This window comes from Brucella sp., from assembly GCF_032066345.1.
GTDB classification, from domain to species: domain Bacteria; phylum Pseudomonadota; class Alphaproteobacteria; order Rhizobiales; family Rhizobiaceae; genus Brucella; species Brucella pseudogrignonensis.
Window position 1 is genome coordinate 324,795 of sequence record NZ_DAMBKZ010000002.1, and the last position, 18,394, is coordinate 343,188.

Here is an 18,394-nt window from a genome sequence, read left to right on the forward strand (position 1 = left end):
TGGCCGTGCTTGAAACCAGCAAACGCGACCGGCAATCCAGTTACTTGTCCGCCGGGCAACTGGTGGCGAAAGGAAGAAATATGAAGCCCGTTTTCCTGCAACTGCAATGTGCCCCTGGCAAGACCTATGAAGTTGCGGATACGCTCTATCAGCGTGAGATCGTATCGGAACTCTATTCGACGAGCGGTGAGTTCGATCTTCTGGCCAAAATCTACGTCAAAGAAGGCGACGATATCGGAAAATTCATCAATGAGAACGTTTTGAACATTCCAAACATCGTGCGCTCTCTGACCACCCTCACCTTCACCGCTTTCTAAAAATTGACGAGGCGAGGCAGGATCAACCCTTTGAAACTTCGCCTTGAGACTTCAGCGAAGTAAAGATTTGATTCACCATTAGTCTAGTATCCTATTCTCTCAGGGAACCTCCCTGTGTCCTTGCGCATTGACTCTGTGATAGCCCGCGCAAATGGGCCTCATGTAAGATTAAATCGAAAGCGACACTGGAAAGACGATGGATAATCTTGAGCAGAGAAAGGTACTGGTCGTGGAGGACGAAATTTTCGTCGCCCTCGACGTGGCCGCGACTGTAGAAGATGCCAACGGAACCGTTGTCGGCCCCGTCGGCACAGTAAGACAAGCCATAGACCTCATCAGCAAGCAGCCAGTCGATGCTGCGATCCTCGACGTGAACCTTGCTGACGGAGATCTGGAACCCATTTTAGACCGCTTGAAAAGTCAGAATATCTTCGTTGTTATTCATACTGGCGGCGGTCTACCTGCACATCTGGCGGCTCGATACCCGGAAGTTCCGGTATTTCAAAAACCTGTTCCGCCCTATGTGCTGACACGAGCTCTAGCAACGGCACTATCGTCTGAAATTGTGCAGCAGGTTTGATGCGCCAAAACTTTCCCGATTTTGCAACAGTGCTGAAAGAAGCTGAAGCGGGTGGCGACAGCGACGAGCAAACACAACGCCCGCATATCGGCCTTGCTTCGGCGGTTTTCTCAGCAGGCTTCAGCCCGATTGCAAGTTCCGGACCCGCTACTCAAACAACCTTTCCTTCTTTCGACACAAATGAAGTCGATGATGAAGCGGAGAATGTGAAACGCGATTTGGCCGAGCGCATGAAGAACCAATCTCCCGCATCAATTCGCAGTGAACTCGATCTTAAACCGGGGATGAAACGCGCCGAGCTACAGCGACTGCGTCGCAGCTTTGCAGCCAGCAATCATCCCGATCGTCTGCCGGAAGAGTTTCGTCTGGCCGCAGAACAGCGTATGAAGACAGCCAATGCGCTTCTCGATAGCGCCATGGCTTCTGCGACAAATGAGCTTTGAGAAATTTCCTTACGTTTAAAGCTTTAAATCTTTTGCATTATATCAACGATATGTTAGATTATCGGCGTCGGTGCCTGCAATTGCTGTTGCACGCCTGAACCTTCCGTGGAATGCAACGTGCCTTTTAAAATAGTGCGCCAGTGCAGTCTCTGGGGCAATTTGCGCTTTGCTCTGCGGAAATGATTCTGTCATACCGGCATCAAAGTTAGAACAGTTCCTAAAAGGTTTGAAAATGCCTCCTTATCGTTCGCGTACTACCACCCACGGCCGCAATATGGCTGGCGCGCGCGGCCTATGGCGCGCCACCGGCATGAAAGATGAGGATTTTGGCAAGCCGATTATTGCTGTGGTGAACTCGTTCACGCAGTTCGTTCCCGGCCATGTGCATCTGAAAGACCTCGGCCAGCTCGTCGCGCGCGAAATCGAAAGTGCGGGCGGCGTTGCCAAGGAATTCAACACCATTGCGGTCGATGACGGCATCGCGATGGGCCATGACGGGATGCTCTATTCGCTGCCATCGCGTGAACTGATCTCCGACTCGGTGGAATACATGGTCAATGCCCATTGCGCGGATGCGATGGTCTGCATTTCCAACTGCGACAAGATCACTCCCGGTATGCTGATGGCTGCTCTGCGCCTCAATATCCCGGTCGTGTTCGTTTCCGGTGGTCCTATGGAAGCCGGCAAGGTTATCTGGGATGATCAGGTCAAGAAGCTCGACCTCGTTGACGCAATGGTCGCAGCTGCCGACGACAGCTACACCGACGATCAGGTCAAGGCGATTGAACGCTCTGCCTGCCCGACCTGTGGTTCGTGCTCGGGCATGTTCACCGCAAACTCGATGAACTGCCTCACCGAAGCGCTTGGCCTGTCGCTGCCGGGCAATGGTTCGACGCTTGCAACCCATGCCGACCGCAAACGCCTCTTCGTTGAAGCCGGTCATCTGGTTGTCGATCTTGCTCGCCGTTATTATGAGCAGAACGATGAAAGCGTATTGCCGCGCTCGATAGCGAGCTTCCCGGCCTTTGAAAACGCCATGACGCTCGACATTGCCATGGGCGGCTCGACCAATACGGTTCTGCATCTGCTTGCAGCCGCACAGGAAGCAGAAATCGACTTTACCATGGCCGATATCGACCGCCTGTCGCGTCGCGTGCCGGTTCTCTGCAAGGTCGCACCCGCCAACAACACGGTTCACATGGAAGATGTGCATCGCGCAGGCGGCATCATGGGTATTCTGGGTCAGCTCGACAAGGCAGGCCTCATCAATACCGATCTGCCGACCGTACACAGCGAAACCATGGGCAAGGCGCTTGATCATTGGGACGTCACCCGTACCAATAGCGAAATGGTGCACAAGTTCTATTCAGCGGCGCCGGGCGGCGTGCCAACACAGGTTGCCTTTTCTCAGGAACGCCGCTTTGACAGCGTCGATGCCGACCGTGAAAAGGGCGTCATCCGTTCCAAGGAACATGCATTCAGTCAGGATGGTGGTCTAGCGGTACTTTACGGCAATCTCGCAGAAGATGGCTGCATCGTGAAGACCGCAGGCGTAGATGATTCCATTCTGAAATTCTCCGGCCCTGCACGCATCTTCGAAAGCCAGGATTCCGCCGTGCTCGGCATCCTGAACGGCAAGATCAAGGCTGGCGACATTGTGCTGATCCGCTATGAAGGTCCGCGCGGCGGTCCGGGTATGCAGGAAATGCTATATCCGACCAGTTACCTCAAGTCGAAGGGTCTGGGTAAGGCTTGCGCGCTGATCACTGACGGACGTTTCTCGGGCGGCTCTTCGGGCCTTTCGATCGGTCACGTTTCGCCGGAAGCAGCCGAAGGCGGCACAATCGGTCTGGTGCGCGAAGGCGATATCATCGACATCGACATTCCAAACCGCAAGATTCATCTGGCTGTTGATGATGCAACGCTGGCAGAACGCCGCGCCGAGCAGAATGAAACAGGCTGGAAGCCGCTTGAAGAGCGCAAGCGCAAGGTTTCAACCGCACTGAAGGCTTATGCTTCGATGGCAACAAGTGCTGCCAAGGGCGCAGTCCGGAAATTGCCTGATTGATTGAACTAAAAAAGCAAAAGCCCCGCACATGCGGGGCTTTTTCCATTTTATAGACTTTTATTATTGCAGTGCTTTGGCCACCGCTGGCATCAGATCGTTCTTCACAGATTCCGGCGTAAATGGCCCGACATGCTTGTAGACGATCTTGCCATTCTGATCGACAAGGAAGGTTTCCGGCACGCCGTAGACGCCCCATTCAATGGCTGAGCGGCCAACGCGGTCGGCGCCGACCGCGGCAAAGGGATTACCGAGATCGCCCAAGAAACGGCGGGCGTTTTCGGGCTGATCTTTGTAATTCAAGCCAACCACGCGAATGCGCTCGTCCTTGGCGATTTCCATCAGCAGCGGATGCTCCTGGCGACAAGGAACGCACCACGATCCCCACACATTGACCAGTGTAAGCTTGCCCTTGAAATCTTCGCTGTTGAGCCCCGGAACAGGCGCGCCGTCGCGTGTCAAACCTTCAACGGCTGGCAGACTGGTTTGCGGTGCATCCTTGCCAATAAGTGCCGACGGGATGGTCGAGCTATCCTTGCCCGACAAAAGCTGCACAGCAAAAACCGCAGCCAGTGCGACGAAGATCAGCAGCGGCAGCAATGCCACCCAGGTTGAACGTTTCTTGGATGCGGGTTGCTTTTGCGTTGTCTCAGTCATTTCGCAGAACCGGATGCTTTGGCAGAACGGCGACGCACACCCTGCGCCTCAAGCCGTTTCACCTCACTTTTCTGGATACGCTGATCAATCAATATCCAGCCGATGGTGACAGCAAGTGCGACAACCGTAATGCCATAAGATGCCAGAACAAAGCCTAGATGATTGCCCATTATGCACGCTCCCCGGCCTGTTTGGCGCGATTGCGATCCACATTGCGGGCTGCGAGCTTTTTCATCGAAGCCACCCGGCGACGCCAGATTTCATTGCGCATCGCCATCATGTGAAGCGCCAGAAACAGCAGTGTGAAGCCGATGGCCATCACGAAAAGCGGACGAAGCATGGAGCCGTCAATGGTCGGGCCATCCATACGGAAGACGGATGCTGGCTGATGCAATGTGTTCCACCAGTCGACCGAGAATTTGATGATCGGAATATTGATGAAGCCGACCAGTGTGAGCACCGCCACAGGCTTGGCGCTTTTGGCCGGATCATCCATTGCACGCGACAGCGCGATAATGCCAAGATACATCAGGAAGAGCACGAAGACGGAGGTAAGACGCGCGTCCCACACCCACCATGTACCCCACATCGGCTTGCCCCAGAGCGAACCGGTTGCAAGTGCAAGTGCTGTGAACACCGCGCCCAAGGGAGCCGCAGCGCGGATCGAAACATCGGCCAGCGGATGACGCCAGACCAGCGTGCCCAGCGCCGAAATTGCCATGATCGAATAACACATCATGGAAAGCCATGCGAAAGGCACATGGATATACATGATACGGACAGTCAGTCCCTGCTGGTAATCATCCGGCGACAGGAAAACCATATAAAGGCCAGTTGCCAGAATGAGCGCAGACAGGCCGCCAAGCCACGGCAATACCTTGCCCACGAAAGCGAGGAAGCGCGTGGGATTTGCCAGATCGAGCCAGCTTGTGGTTTTCACGATGTCTTTCGTCATGACCTTTATTTAACCCGACCCGATAGGGCGTTCAATTGACCGTAATCAACTGCGTCAATCCGCCGACGTTTTAAGAACAGCCGCAGCTGCCAATGGACCCAAAACGGCGAAAAATAAAGCAAGCGCACAGAGAATAAGGAATGGCGCGAAAAAAGGTGCCACCGCATCGGTCGCGCCATAAGAAGCAGATACGCCGAAAATCAGCACTGGAATGGTCAGCGGCAGCACGATCACCGAAACCAGCAGACCGCCGCGCGGCAAAGCCACAGCAAGTGCAGCGCCGACAGCGCCGATAAAGGCAATTGCAGGGGTTCCGACCAGAAGTGTGAGCGCTGTTGCAGCAGTTGCCGTCGTATCCATATTCATGAAAAGCCCAAGCATCGGCGAGGCAATGACCAGCGGCAGAACACTCGCGACCCAATGAGCGACGCATTTCACAAACACTGTAAAAGCCAGCATATGGCGGTCTGCACCGATCAGCAGCAGATCAAGCGAGCCATCTTCGCGATCCGCCTGAAACAGCCGGTCGAGGCCGAGAAGTGTTGCCAGCAAAGCACCGATCCACAGCATGGCGGGACCAATGCGTGCCAGGAGATTGAGATCGGGACCGACGCCAAACGGCATCACTGAAATGACTGCCAGAAAGAACAGAATACCGATCAGCGCGCCGCCGCCGGCACGGAAACTCAAACGCAAATCTCGCAGAAACAATGCCAACATCACACGACCTCGTGCGAATATTGCGCCATGTCGAGCGTCCGCACACCTTCGAGGCCGAGCGGAATATGCGTTGCGGCAATCACCATGCCGCCCTCTCCCATATGGTCTCGCATCAATTCAGCAAAACGCGCTTCGGATGCCTTGTCGAGACCAGCGGTCGGTTCATCGACAATCCATAGCGGGCGATAGCTGGTCAGCAGCTTGGCAATGGAAACGCGGCGCTTTTGCCCTGTCGAGAGATAGCCAAAAGGCAGATGTTCAACGCCCGGCAGATCAACGGCTTCCAACGCTTCATCAATGTCAAATCGTGCTGAACCGTTGAATTTCTGCCAGAACAAAAGGTTCTCACGTACGCTTAAAGCGGGCTTCATTGCATTCTGGTGGCCGAGATAATGGCAGGCTGCTCGAACGGGCAACGCGGCTCTGTCTTCCAACAGCTCGATCTTACCAGCTTCAGGGGCAAGCAGACCGCAGAGAATGCGCAGCAAAGTGGATTTTCCGGAGCCATTCGGGCCAGTGACAATCAGCGCTTCGCCGGACAATACTTCAAATGAAAGACCTGCAAAGATCGTCTCGCCGCCGCGCTCGCCCGCCAGATTTTCGGCCCCAAGCCGCATATTCTCTCCTTACCACATTTGGCAAAAGCCAAACGGGATATCGCAACATTTTGCCGCAAGGGATCAGGTTCACGATAATCTGTCTGGAATCGTTTTAATAAACTCACTATATCAGAGCTACCATGCCAGCGGTCGGTGTGGAAACAAATTTTGGCCGATCTGAATTGCCTGTTGTTTGTAGGAGCACAGGTGTCGGGGCGGACAGCGGAAATGACTGCACCCGCACCTTGGCGCGTCCTTGAAACGCTAGCCTAGGCGTTCGTCCTGGTTTTCCGGCCAGCAGCATGAGGACGAACTAAAGTGTCTAACATTGATAGTTTCAAAAGCCGCAAAACGCTTACCGTCAACGGTAAGGACTATGTCTATTACAGCCTGACCGAAGCCGAAAAGAACGGCTTGGCGGGCATTTCCAAGCTTCCATTTTCCATGAAGGTTCTGCTTGAGAACCTGCTTCGCTTTGAAGATGACCGCTCCGTCAAGAAGTCGGATATCGAAGCTGTTGCCGCATGGCTCACAGATCGCGGATCGGCAGGTGCAGAAATTGCTTACCGCCCTGCCCGCGTGCTGATGCAGGACTTCACCGGCGTTCCAGCCGTTGTTGACCTTGCAGCTATGCGCGATGGCCTCAAGGCGCTCGGCGGTGATCCGGAAAAGATCAATCCGCTGGTTCCTGTCGATCTTGTCATCGACCACTCAGTCATCGTCGATGAGTTCGGCAATCCAAGCGCATTCAAGGCCAATGTGGATCTTGAATATCAGCGCAATGGCGAACGCTACCGCTTCCTGAAATGGGGCCAGCAGGCATTCAAGAACTTCCGCGTCGTTCCTCCGGGCACCGGCATCTGCCATCAGGTGAACCTCGAATATCTGGCACAGGCCGTTTGGACCAAGGAAGAGGACGGCGTGACCGTTGCTTATCCTGACACCTGCGTCGGCACCGATTCCCACACCACCATGGTTAATGGCCTTGGCGTTCTTGGCTGGGGTGTTGGCGGCATCGAAGCGGAAGCTGCGATGCTCGGCCAGCCGGTTTCCATGCTGCTGCCGGAAGTCATCGGCTTCCGCCTGACCGGCAAGGTCAAAGAAGGCGTGACCGCAACAGATCTCGTACTCACCGTCACGCAGATGCTGCGCAAGAAGGGCGTCGTCGGCAAGTTCGTCGAGTTCTTCGGCGAAGGCCTCGAAAACATGACGCTGGCTGATCGCGCGACTATTGCGAACATGGGTCCGGAATATGGCGCAACCTGCGGCTTCTTCCCGATCGACAAGGAAACGCTCAACTATATGAACACGACCGGTCGCGCAGAAGACCGTCTCGCGCTGGTTGAAGCCTATTCCCGTGCGCAGGGCATGTGGCGTGAAAAGGGTTCCGAAGACCCCGTCTTCACCGATATTCTTGAACTCGACATGGGTGACGTTGTGCCATCGATGGCTGGTCCAAAGCGTCCTGAAGGCCGCATTGCGCTGGAAAACATCGGATCGGGTTTCGCAACTTCGCTTGAAACCGAATACAAAAAGACCACTGGCCAGACCACGCGTTATGCCGTTGAAGGTGAAGATTATGATCTTGGTCATGGCGATGTGGCAATTGCTGCAATCACCTCCTGCACCAATACCTCGAACCCAAGCGTTCTGATTGCTGCCGGTCTTCTGGCACGCAATGCGGTCGCCAAGGGCCTCAAGACCAAGCCTTGGGTCAAGACCTCGCTTGCTCCCGGCTCTCAGGTTGTTGCCGCTTATCTTGAATCCGCTGGCCTCCAGAAGGATCTTGATGCGCTCGGCTTCAACCTCGTTGGTTTCGGTTGCACGACCTGTATCGGTAACTCCGGTCCATTGCCTGCTCCGATCTCCAAGACGATCAACGAAAAGGGCCTGATTGCGGCTGCCGTCCTTTCCGGCAACCGTAACTTTGAAGGCCGTGTTTCGCCGGACGTTCAGGCAAACTATCTGGCTTCGCCGCCTTTGGTTGTTGCTCATGCGCTTGCTGGCACGGTCACCAAGGACCTGACCAAAGAGCCACTTGGCGAAGATCAGAACGGCAACCCTGTATTCCTGCGCGATATCTGGCCTTCATCGGCTGAAATCCAGGAATTCATCGCCAAGAATGTCACCCGCAAAGTCTTCTCGGAGAAATATGCGGATGTGTTCAAGGGCGACGAAAACTGGCAGGCCGTGCAGGTTCCTGCTGGCCAGACCTATGCATGGGACGACAATTCAACCTATGTACAGAACCCGCCTTACTTCGTTGGCATGGGCAAGTCGGCTGGTACGATTGCAGACGTCAAGGGCGCGCGCGTTTTGGGCCTCTTCGGCGACAAGATCACGACCGACCACATTTCGCCTGCTGGTTCCATCAAGGCACAGTCGCCTGCTGGCAAGTACCTTATCGACCATGGCGTCGGCATTGCCGACTTCAACCAGTACGGCACACGTCGTGGCAACCATGAAGTGATGATGCGCGGCACCTTTGCAAATATCCGTATTCGCAACCACATGCTTGGCGAAAACGGTCGTGAAGGTGGCTACACCATCCACTACCCGTCGAAGGAAGAAACCTCGATCTATGATGCTGCCATGCAGTACAAGGCCGAGGGTGTTCCGCTCGTCGTCTTCGCAGGCGTCGAATATGGCAATGGCTCGTCGCGTGACTGGGCTGCAAAGGGCACCAATCTGCTTGGCGTCAAGGCAGTGATTGCGCAGTCGTTTGAGCGTATTCACCGCTCCAACCTCGTTGGCATGGGCATTGTGCCTTTCGTCTTCGAGGAAGGCACAAGCTGGCAGACGCTCGGTCTGAAGGGTGACGAAATCGTCTCCATCGAAGGCCTTGCCGATGTGCGCCCACGCCAGAAGGTTGAAGCTTCCATCACCTATGCCGATGGCACGGTGAAGAAGGTTCCGCTTATCTGCCGTATCGATACGCTGGACGAGCTCGACTACATGAAGAATGGTGGCATTCTGCAGACCGTTCTGCGCGATCTCGCTGCTTAATCAGCGAAATCGTCGAAATAAAAAGCCGCCGGAGCAATCCGGCGGCTTTTCCATAGATTGTGACAGTGAGATAAAAGAAACACATTGCCTGCAAATCTCACTGCAACGTGAATTCCTATTGATCGTCGTAATTCCTACATAATAGATGTCAGCGTCAATTATTGCAGGATGAACCCAAAGTGACCTTCCATTCGCCCTTCCAAGGGACAAATACATGGCTTTCCGGTGAATACGTTCCCGGCTTGCGCGGTGTTTGTGCCGCGCTGGGTTTGGCCTTCACCGGGTGTCTATCCATGCATGGGGTGGCAAAGGCTCAGGATAGCAGCACGCGAACTTCGGTTCTTGAGCTTTATACCAGTCAGGGCTGTAAATCCTGCCCACAGGCTGACAAGAATTTGGCGAAATACGCCGATGATGCAAACGTGCTCGCGCTGTCATTCCACGTCAATTACTGGGATTATATGGGCTGGCGCGATACGCTAGCTTCTCAGGACAATACAGATCGCCAGAATGCCTATCGCAATTCGTTCAATGCGAAGATGGTCTACACGCCTCAAGCGATCGTAAATGGCGCATCGGAAATGAATGGCGGCGACGCTGAGGTTGTTAAGCAGCATATTGCGGCGAGCAAGCTCAATGTTCCCGTTAGTATCGAGAAGCTTGATGACGGTCGTCTGTCTATCGAGATAGCGGCAGGCAAAAAGCCTGCAAAGCCCGTTCATGTGGTAATGTTTTACCTGCGCGATTCAGTGACAATCCCGATTGATAAGGGTGAGAACGCCGGGCAGTCAGTCACCTATCGCAACACCGTGACTGACATCAATACAATCGGCATGTGGGATGGCAAAGCTCTGAAGATTGAGCTGCCAGCCTCAGAACTCACGCGCAAAGACGTGACCGGCTGTGCGGTCGTACTGCAGGAAAGCAAAAGCGACAATGCTCTTGGCCAGATTCACGGTGCAGCTATTTTCAAACAGGAAGATCGGCTAGGTCTCTAGACTTCCCAGGCAGACACAATCCATGCTTGGTGAATACGTAAAATCTTTGATTTTTAGGAAGCGTTGCATCTGTCTGAGTGGCTAACGCGCAGTGCGCCCTTTTGGACGCACAAAGGTCGCTCTAACACTTTATATTTATGGCAATCTTTTACCTTAAACTGGTTCAAGTTTAAGGAATTACGCTGTAGGCCAGTAAAGGTTGGTTCGGTTCGGGCAGTCCTTTGGGCGGGGGGCTTGGGGTCGGACATACCCGAACCGAACCGTCTCAGGCAACGTGTAGATGCTGACGTCATAATCAGGCCGGAATGCGAAGTTGACAAGGCCAAAATGTGGCTGACAATCACCATTGAGAACAAGCATTCTCTTTTCGTGATCAACTAATATACAATAAATTGGGACCTATTTTTATAGGATAAGCTTGGCAGAAGCTGCCATAGAAGCTTCATGGTCTTGCAATCATTTTACAAAAGCATCACCTTACTGTCATGAGCTGATTTGATCGGTGTTCCCGCGTTTCCTTTACAATCAATGTCGGCGACGAAAGGAAGGACATGGATAGACCAAGCGCTGCGAACGAGGATGCGTCCTCTCATTCGCTTTCCCATCCTTCGGCATCGCCCAAGGTTGTACCTCTAGGGCAGATAAAACCGCCTGCTCCGACCGTCAGCTTCGACCGACACGAGCTTGGTAAAATCCTCAATATTTATGGCCGCATGGTCGCGACAGGTGCATGGCGTGATTATGCGATTGACCATCTCGCAGACAGAGCGGTGTTCTCTATTTTCCGCCGTGCGAGCGAGGTCCCGCTTTTCCGCGTCGAGAAAAATCCAAAGCTTGCCCAGAAGCAGGGTGCCTATTCTGTGATATCTGCAAGCGGTCTCATTATGAAACGCGGACACGAGCTTGAACGTGTGCTCCGCGTTTTCGATAAGAGCCTGAAGCTGGTTGATAATTAAGCCAGCGGCATCTCGCCAGGGTCAACAATGCAGCCTCCATTGAGCGACAGCTGCATGAGGACCGTATCAAGCCAGCGCCCATGCTTGAAGCCTGAGCCCTGGATTCGTCCGCAATGGATAAATCCCAAGCTCTCATGCAGCTTCACAGAGCCGATATTGTGCTCACCATCACCAACAACCGCCAGCAGCTGCCTGAAGCCTAATGCTGTCGCACGCTGGATGAGCTCGCCAAGCAGAAGCTTGCCGACGCCCTTCCCCTTGGCATCGGGTGCGATATAGATCGAATCTTCCGCAAGCCAGCGATAAGCCGGTCGGGTGCGGAAATAGCTGATATAGGCATAGCCCAAGACCAGTCCATTTTCTTCTGCAACAAGAATTGGAAAGCCTTGCTCGACAAAGATGTCGAAGCGCCGTGCCATTTCCTCAATGGTGGGCGGCTCGATCTCGTAAGAACCGGAACCGTTCAGCACGGCCTCCGTGTAGATCATCGTGATGGCTTCAATATCAGTAGGCTTGAAATCGCGGATATGGGGCATGTCGGAGGCCAAGACTCAGTTAAAATTGCCCGTCCAGCATGACTCCGGGCTGCCCGCTTGAAAAGCAAAAAGGGCAGCGTTTCCGCTGCCCTCACGTATTCTTCGTTTAGTATCTTCTCAGCAGGTCTTTAACCCAAAACTGGTTCCCAATTTTGGGAGACATGCTCTTAGTCACGGTTACCCATGAACTGAAGCAGGAACATGAACATGTTGATGAAGTCGAGGTACAGACGCAGCGCGCCCATAACAACCTTGCGGCCCTGCGAATCCGCAGAATCACCTTCAAAGTACATTTCCTTGATCGACTGCGTGTCGTAAGCGGTCAGGCCTGCGAAGATCAGAACGCCGATCACCGAGATTGCAAACTGCAGCGCGGTGGAGCCGAGGAAGATGTTAACGACCGAAGCGATGATCAGGCCGAACAGACCCATCATCAGGAACGAGCCCATTGCGGACAGGTCGCGCTTGGTCGTGTAACCATAGAGCGACAATGCGCCGAATGAAGCAGCCGTTACGAAGAAGGTGCGAACGATGCTCTGGCCGGTAAAGACTAGGAAGACCGACGACAGCGACAGACCAACGAGAGCTGCATAGCCCCAGAACACGGCGTTAGCGGTCGAAACCGACAAACGCTCGATGCGGAAGCTCAGGAAGAAAACAGCTGCGAGCGGAGCGAGCATAACCACCCAGCGCAGCGGCGATGTATAAAGTGCTGCACCAAGTGAGGTGAGCATTTTACCGTTTGCAAGCTGTGCAACAGCTGCCGACGGATCGGTTGTGGTTGCCAGCGATGAGACAGCCAAAGCAGCAAGGCCTGTAACAACCAGACCAATTGCCATCATGTTGTAGACGCCGAGCATATAGCTGCGGAGGCCCTGATCGATGTCAGCACCAACGCGAGCGCCACCTACCGGCCTCTGCTGTGCCTGAATATTGCGAAAGTCAGCCATGACTTAAATCCTTTTGCGTTGTCCCGTCCGGTGTCGGGGTCAGGCTCTTTTCGAGCCGCTCCCAGGCGCCGCTGGCGGGACCCCAGCATGCCTGCGTTTTATTATGGGGATTTTAGCGTTCTCACACAAGTACCAGCTGTAAAAAATCGTGATAAACGACTTGAAAACTGGATCGCATTATCCATGCGATCCAAGGGCTTAAGCGAATTTAAGCTGCAAGGTTACAAATGCTTCATATGGTTCGGAGCACGGTTGCAGGCTTCTGACCCAGCACGCGCCATGTGCCGGCCAGACCGAATCCAACGGTTAGAACGAGTGCCACAGCCACCATCATCAGCGCGACATCCGGCAAGAACTGCGCCTTCAGCTTCATGACTTCCACCACCACATACCAGCCAGCCACGCCACCTGCGACCAGCGCAAACACCGCAGTTGCCAGACCCAGCAGCATATATTCAACAATATAGGCTGCAATCAGCGTGCCGCGCGTGGCACCCAGCGTTTTCAGCACAACCGCATCGTGAACGCGGGCGCGGTTGCCTGCAGCCAGAGCACCGCCCAATACCAGAACAGAAGCCGCAAGAGCGATGGATGCAGCAGCCCGAATTGCCGTTGCAAGCTGGCTGATCAGATCATTCGCCACATCCAGCGCATCAGTCACGCTGACGGTCGTAACCGCTGGCCATGTTTTTGTAACCTGTCGCAGGACATCGGGCGCCAGGTTCTTCTGACCATCAGGAATTGTAAGCGTTGCTAGCCATGTGGCAGGCGCACCGGCAAAAGTGTTCGGCGAAAACACCATGACGAAATTCATCGCCAGCGTTTCCCATTGTAACTGCCGGAAGCTTGCAATCTTGGCATTGATGTTACGGCCAAGCACATTGACCATAACCGTATCGCCAAGCTTCAACCCAAGCTCCTTGCCTTCACGTTCTGCGAAAGAAACAAGCGGCTCGCCGGAGTAATTTTCGGGCCACCATTCGCCTTCGGTCAGCGTCGAATTTTCTGGAACTTTGTCAGCAAAGGTAATGCCACGATCGCCACGCAGAACCCAGGCCGCTTCTGGCGGAATGGTCATGTCACGAACATTGGTGCCGTTAAAAGCGACGATACGACCGCGCAGCATCGGACCGGAGGTGAGTTTGCCATCCGGGACAATGCCGCTCACAAGCTTGGTGAAATCACCGATGTCATTGTTCTGAATATCGACAAAGAAAAAGTCCGGAGCCTGTGCCGGAATATTCTCCGTCACCTGACGCCGCAGATTGCCATCAATGAGCGCAATCGCCACCATCAGCGTAAGGCCAAGCCCCAGCGAAAGCACCACGGATGGTGTCAGCGCGCCAGGTCGATAAATATTGCCAACTGCAAGCCGAACTGCTGTTGAACGCGTGCGCGGTGCGCGACGTGCGAGCCAGCGGATACCGTCCGCGACCAGCCGCAAAACACCAAACGCAGCAATCGATGATACGATAAAGATCGCAGCAATCCGTCGATCATAAGCGACGTAAAGTGCCAAGCCTGCCAAAGCAGCAATCAGCAAAACAGCAAGCGTTAGATAAAGAAGTGGCGGTAATCCGCGTTGTTCAAAGCCCTGTTCGCGAAATAGCGCGGTTGCCGGAATTTCACGCGCACGACCAAGCGGGATAATCGCAAAGGCAAGCGTCGTGATGAGACCGAAAACTGCCGCCAAAGCAAGTGCTTGCGGGAAGAAGCCGCCGCCACCTGCAACGGGCAGATAATTGGCGAGCGCCAAAGCGGCTGCATATGGGATGATCGCGGCAAGCACCAGACCAAGTATGATGCCGATAAGGCCAATCACCATAATCTGCACAAGATAGACCAGCACTGCAAAACGTGCAGGCGCACCCAATGATTTAAACGTCGCAATCACGCCACGCTTGCCATCAAGATAGGCACGCACAGCATTTGCGACACCAACGCCGCCAACAATAAGCGCCGTCAGGCCCACCAGCGTGAGAAACTGCGAGAAGCGTTCGATATTTGCGGTCAACGCCGGAGCTGCATTGTTGCGTGAGCGGATATTCCAGCCTGCATCCGGAAAATCTGCAGCTGCGCGGGTGCGAAGCTCAGCAATTGCGGAATCGGGCGCACCATCCGGCAATGCCACCTTATAGATATGATCGACAAGGCTTCCGGGCTGGATCAACCCAGACGCACGAAGGCCATCCATCGAAACCAGAAAACGCGGCGCAAAATTAAAACCCGACGACAGAAGGTCAGGTTCGCTTTCGATCAATGCACGCAGCTCAAAAGTTTCAGACCCAAGCAGAACTTTCGTTCCAAGCTGAACGCCCATGCGGTTGAGAAAATCCTGACTGACAGCGGCGCCATAGGCGCCATTCTGCTGTTTCGTCATGTCATCAAGCGAAAGCTCAGGCGTAACTTTTAATGCACCATAAAGCGGATAGACGGCATCCACCGCCTTCACTTCAACCAGCGACTGATCGGAGCCATCCGGCAGACGTGCCATGGAGCGCATCGTGGCACTTTCGGCAACCTTGCCCTGCTGGTCTATGAAAGCGCGCTCGTCGGCACTTGCCTCGCGCTGATTAAGCGCAAAGCTGACATCGCCGCCAAGAATACTCTGGCCTTCGGCTGCAATCCCTGTGCTGACCGAACGTGCAACTGAATTCACGCCACCAATCGCTGCGACACCCAAGGCGATACAGGCCAGAAAGATATAAAATCCGGAGAGCCCGCCACGCATTTCACGCAATGCAAAGCGGAGAGCGAGAGAGAAGGAAGCAAACTTGCTCATCGGCCTGCTCATTCGCCAGCCACCGCTGTTTCAAGCGCAGTCTCTTTTCGTGTGGGCTCCTCAATACGGCCTGAACGCACCGGAATTTCCTGATCGCATCGAGCGGCAAGCGATGGATCATGCGTGACAAGGACCATCGTCAATCCGTTTTCACGCTGCTTGGAAAACAGCAAATCGGCAATCTGACGACCTGTAGCCGTGTCGAGATTGCCTGTCGGCTCATCGGCAATCAGGATTTTGGGGCTTGGCGCAAGCGCACGGGCAATGGCCACGCGCTGCTGTTCACCACCCGACAGTTCTGACGGATAATGCGTGAGGCGTTCGCCAAGACCAACAGCGCGCAATTCACGTTCGGCCACCTCAAAGGCATCCTTGCGCCCGGCAAGCTCCAGAGGGACGGCGACATTTTCCAATGCGGTCATATTCGGGATGAGGTGGAAGGACTGGAAAACGATACCGATATTGGCGCCACGAAAAGCGGCAGCCTGATCCTCGGTCATTTGGCTGATGGTTTCACCGGCAATCTTGACCGTTCCCTGGTCGATATGCTCAAGACCGGCCAGAACCATCAAAAGTGTGGATTTGCCTGATCCCGACGGACCGACGATGCCAACAGACATTCCTTGGGCAATTGAAAGCGAGACGCCTTTAAGCACATGTACGGATGATGCCGCATGTCCCAGAGTCAGATGAACATTCTCAAGCTCGATGATCGGGCCATGATTTAGCGAAGTCACCTGTTCCGTCACGCGTTTTTCTTCCTATATGAATATTCAAGGCCAGAGCGCGCCACAAATTTGAACTTGTTTTGCGCCAGAAATTGAAGAGAAGTCCTCTGGGCGATTTGCCCACCTTTGCTAGATATGGGTTGCTAACGATGCGTTTCAAACTCTCGATCCCGGTATGGCTATCGATTTTTGTCATAGCTGCGTCTTTTATTGCTACCGGTGCGCGTGCGCAGGAAGATCCGACCGGTCTTGAAGATGCTTTGCCGACCGAACAGCTTGCACAGGTCAAGATCGTTGGCTTTGGCGACAGTCTGATGGCGGGCTATCTTCTGCCTTCTAACGCCGCCTTCCCGCAGCAGCTTGAAAAAGCGCTGGACGCCAAGGGTTATGAAGTCAGTATCGAAAATGCCGGCGTATCGGGCGACACGACAACGGGTGGACTTGCACGCATTGACTGGTCGATCCCTGATGGCACCAATCTGGTCATCCTGGAACTGGGTGCCAATGATGCGCTGCGCGGTATTTCCCCCGACATTACCGAGAAAAATCTCGATGAAATGCTGTCGCGCCTCAAGACACGCGGCATTTCCGTTATCCTTGCAGGCATGATGGCACCACCCAATATGGGCAAGGATTACGCCGAGAAATTCAACCCGATTTACCCGAAGCTTGCGCAGAAGTACGGCGTGCCGCTTTATCCGTTCTTCCTCGACGGCGTTGCCACGCAAAAGGGGCTACTGCTGGAAGACGGAATGCATCCGAATGAAAAGGGCGTTGAAACAATGGTCACCAATTTCATGCCGGTGATCGAGAAAACCCTGAAAGCTGAACAAAAGGCGGGGACATCGGGCGGCTGACACAATCAGGAGGCATAAACAGCTTGCTCAAAACAGCGAAGAATGATTCGCTGAGAGTTGCATCGGTAAGGGAAAAAGATTCGTTTTTCTGATGATCGGTGCATAGGCACTCTAACTCAGAGCGTCCTCCCGTGGCTTAGACCACACGACGCTCTGGCGCAGAACGATTCGAGGAGGATGCTTTATGCCGCGTCTCTTTACTGCCCTCGAAATCCCGCGCGACGCCGCGCTTTCGCTCTCGTTATTACGAGGCGGCCTCCCCGGCGCACGCTGGATTGATGTCGAAAATTACCACATAACCCTGCGTTTTATCGGGGATGTGGAAGGCCATGTGGCCGACGAGGTTGCCAATGCGCTTGATCGCGTGCGGCGCCCCGAATTCATGCTCAACCTGTCAGGTGTCGATGCTTTCGGTTCCAAGAAGCCGCACAGCATCTATGCGGGCGTATCCCCCTCGCCTGAACTCAACGCATTGCAAGGCGAAATCGAACGCATTTGCCAGCGGCTTCGCATTCCCGCCGATCCGCGTAAATTCACACCCCATGTGACTTTGGCACGGCTGCGAAATCCGCACATTGCGGATGTCGTGCATTATCTCTCATCAAGAGGTAATTTCTCAACAATGCCGTTCAAGGTGGGCCGCTTCGTGCTGATGTCCTCACGCGATTCTGTCGGCGGCGGACCCTATGTTGTCGAGGAAGCCTGGCCTTTGGTGCCTGCATCACGCCAGAACTGGTCGGCAAGTGCCTTTGATGAGGCCAGAACCATCCGGTAAACCTGTTCGAAATCCCCGGTATCTCCATAGTAAGGATCGGGGATTTCAACGGCTTTTCCTTCTGCAATTTCGGTGAAAAGCCCGATACGAGCGCTTGCATTTGCGGGCTGTCTTTGAGCGATCATGCGCATGTTATAGCGATCCATCCCAAGGATGAGATCAAAACGCGTAAAGTCGCCCGGCGTCAGCTGGCGGCAGCGTTGCTCGGAAATATCTAGACCATGTTTCGCTGCAACACGGATCGAACGATCATCCGGCTCTTCGCCGGTGTGGTAGCCATTTGTGCCCGCCGAATCGATCAGCACATGATCAATGCGACGCTCAGCCAGAACCTGAGCCATCACGCCTTCCGCAAGCGGCGAACGGCAGATATTGCCTGCACAGACAAATAGAATACTGGTCGGGGCTGATTGGGTCACGGAACTCTCGCGGCTATGATAAGTTAGAGCTGAATAGCCAACAACATAGGC

The 18,394-nt window shown here is 54.3% G+C and carries 19 protein-coding genes; 9 read left to right on the plus strand and 10 right to left on the minus strand.

Going from position 1 to position 18,394, the window contains the following annotated elements; translation table 11 throughout:
- The first annotated feature begins 80 nt into the window (after positions 1-80).
- The 4 genes from RT142_RS04020 (at position 81) to ilvD (ending at position 3,408) form a co-directional block, all read left to right on the plus strand.
- A complete protein-coding gene (locus RT142_RS04020; protein ID WP_007873124.1) occupies positions 81-317 on the plus strand; it encodes an Lrp/AsnC ligand binding domain-containing protein in 237 nt (78 codons plus the stop codon).
- 196 nt (positions 318-513) lie between these two features.
- Entirely contained in the window at positions 514-897 is a 384-nt protein-coding gene (locus tag RT142_RS04025) for a response regulator (RefSeq protein WP_007873120.1), read from the plus strand.
- Positions 897-1,340 (plus strand): hypothetical protein, encoded by a 444-nt coding sequence (locus tag RT142_RS04030; protein ID WP_007873117.1) that lies wholly within the window; start codon positions 897-899, stop codon positions 1,338-1,340. The genes RT142_RS04025 and RT142_RS04030 overlap by 1 nt, the downstream gene beginning before the upstream one ends.
- Before the next feature lie 232 nt (positions 1,341-1,572).
- Positions 1,573-3,408 (plus strand): dihydroxy-acid dehydratase, encoded by a 1,836-nt coding sequence (ilvD, locus tag RT142_RS04035; RefSeq protein WP_064320042.1) that lies wholly within the window; start codon positions 1,573-1,575, stop codon positions 3,406-3,408.
- 60 nt (positions 3,409-3,468) lie between these two features.
- Here ilvD and RT142_RS04040 read toward each other — a convergent pair whose 3' ends face one another.
- From RT142_RS04040 to ccmA, 5 genes are read right to left on the minus strand one after another with little or no spacing between them, the layout of a single operon-like run.
- Complete coding sequence (locus RT142_RS04040; RefSeq protein ID WP_313027521.1) at positions 3,469-4,062, minus strand: DsbE family thiol:disulfide interchange protein; 594 nt, start codon at positions 4,060-4,062, stop codon at positions 3,469-3,471.
- The gene (gene ccmD, locus RT142_RS04045; RefSeq protein ID WP_313027524.1) at positions 4,059-4,232 is read right to left on the minus strand and encodes a heme exporter protein CcmD; all 174 of its coding nucleotides are present in this window, start codon (positions 4,230-4,232) and stop codon (positions 4,059-4,061) included. The genes RT142_RS04040 and ccmD overlap by 4 nt, the downstream gene beginning before the upstream one ends.
- Positions 4,232-5,017: a heme ABC transporter permease gene (locus RT142_RS04050; protein WP_113496070.1), complete on the minus strand. Its 786-nt coding sequence runs from the start codon at positions 5,015-5,017 to the stop codon at positions 4,232-4,234. The genes ccmD and RT142_RS04050 overlap by 1 nt, the downstream gene beginning before the upstream one ends.
- A 54-nt stretch (positions 5,018-5,071) precedes the next feature.
- The gene (gene ccmB, locus RT142_RS04055; protein ID WP_313027528.1) at positions 5,072-5,737 is read right to left on the minus strand and encodes a heme exporter protein CcmB; all 666 of its coding nucleotides are present in this window, start codon (positions 5,735-5,737) and stop codon (positions 5,072-5,074) included.
- A complete protein-coding gene (gene ccmA / locus RT142_RS04060; RefSeq protein ID WP_313027531.1) occupies positions 5,737-6,354 on the minus strand; it encodes a heme ABC exporter ATP-binding protein CcmA in 618 nt (205 codons plus the stop codon). Before ccmA ends, ccmB begins: the two co-directional genes overlap by 1 nt.
- Positions 6,355-6,654: 300 nt before the next feature.
- Between ccmA and acnA the strand changes: the two genes are divergently transcribed.
- From acnA to RT142_RS04075, 3 genes are all read left to right on the plus strand, one after another.
- On the plus strand, positions 6,655-9,342 hold the full coding sequence (acnA, locus tag RT142_RS04065; RefSeq protein WP_105518049.1) for an aconitate hydratase AcnA: 2,688 nt from the start codon (positions 6,655-6,657) through the stop codon (positions 9,340-9,342).
- Between the two features lie 263 nt (positions 9,343-9,605).
- Positions 9,606-10,340 carry a thioredoxin family protein gene (locus RT142_RS04070; RefSeq protein WP_313027669.1) on the plus strand — a complete coding sequence of 245 codons (735 nt, stop codon included), beginning with the start codon at positions 9,606-9,608 and terminating at the stop codon, positions 10,338-10,340.
- A gap of 551 nt (positions 10,341-10,891) precedes the next feature.
- Positions 10,892-11,296 carry a DUF2794 domain-containing protein gene (locus RT142_RS04075; RefSeq protein WP_064320035.1) on the plus strand — a complete coding sequence of 135 codons (405 nt, stop codon included), beginning with the start codon at positions 10,892-10,894 and terminating at the stop codon, positions 11,294-11,296.
- Here the strand turns inward: RT142_RS04075 and RT142_RS04080 are convergent.
- The 4 genes from RT142_RS04080 to RT142_RS04095 all read right to left on the minus strand — a co-directional run bounded on the left by RT142_RS04080 (position 11,293) and on the right by RT142_RS04095 (position 16,301).
- Positions 11,293-11,832, minus strand: a complete 540-nt coding sequence (locus tag RT142_RS04080) for a GNAT family N-acetyltransferase (protein WP_113158824.1) — start codon at positions 11,830-11,832, stop codon at positions 11,293-11,295. The two genes, RT142_RS04075 and RT142_RS04080, sit on opposite strands and share 4 nt — an antisense overlap.
- A 167-nt stretch (positions 11,833-11,999) precedes the next feature.
- Entirely contained in the window at positions 12,000-12,782 is a 783-nt protein-coding gene (locus RT142_RS04085) for a Bax inhibitor-1/YccA family protein (protein WP_007873084.1), read from the minus strand.
- A gap of 232 nt (positions 12,783-13,014) precedes the next feature.
- The gene (locus RT142_RS04090) at positions 13,015-15,564 is read right to left on the minus strand and encodes an ABC transporter permease (RefSeq protein ID WP_313027538.1); all 2,550 of its coding nucleotides are present in this window, start codon (positions 15,562-15,564) and stop codon (positions 13,015-13,017) included.
- A gap of 8 nt (positions 15,565-15,572) precedes the next feature.
- Positions 15,573-16,301, minus strand: a complete 729-nt coding sequence (locus tag RT142_RS04095) for an ABC transporter ATP-binding protein (protein WP_409558563.1) — start codon at positions 16,299-16,301, stop codon at positions 15,573-15,575.
- A gap of 140 nt (positions 16,302-16,441) precedes the next feature.
- Between RT142_RS04095 and RT142_RS04100 the strand changes: the two genes are divergently transcribed.
- Together RT142_RS04100 and thpR are read left to right on the plus strand one after the other, a co-directional pair.
- Positions 16,442-17,149, plus strand: coding sequence for an arylesterase (locus RT142_RS04100; RefSeq protein ID WP_079211376.1), 708 nt, complete (start codon positions 16,442-16,444; stop codon positions 17,147-17,149).
- Positions 17,150-17,333: 184 nt separating this feature from the next.
- Entirely contained in the window at positions 17,334-17,924 is a 591-nt protein-coding gene (thpR, locus tag RT142_RS04105; RefSeq protein WP_105518044.1) for an RNA 2',3'-cyclic phosphodiesterase, read from the plus strand.
- Here thpR and RT142_RS04110 read toward each other — a convergent pair.
- A complete protein-coding gene (locus tag RT142_RS04110) occupies positions 17,834-18,343 on the minus strand; it encodes a low molecular weight protein-tyrosine-phosphatase (protein ID WP_112804733.1) in 510 nt (169 codons plus the stop codon). The genes thpR and RT142_RS04110 overlap by 91 nt on opposite strands.
- Between the last annotated feature and the right edge of the window lie 51 nt (positions 18,344-18,394).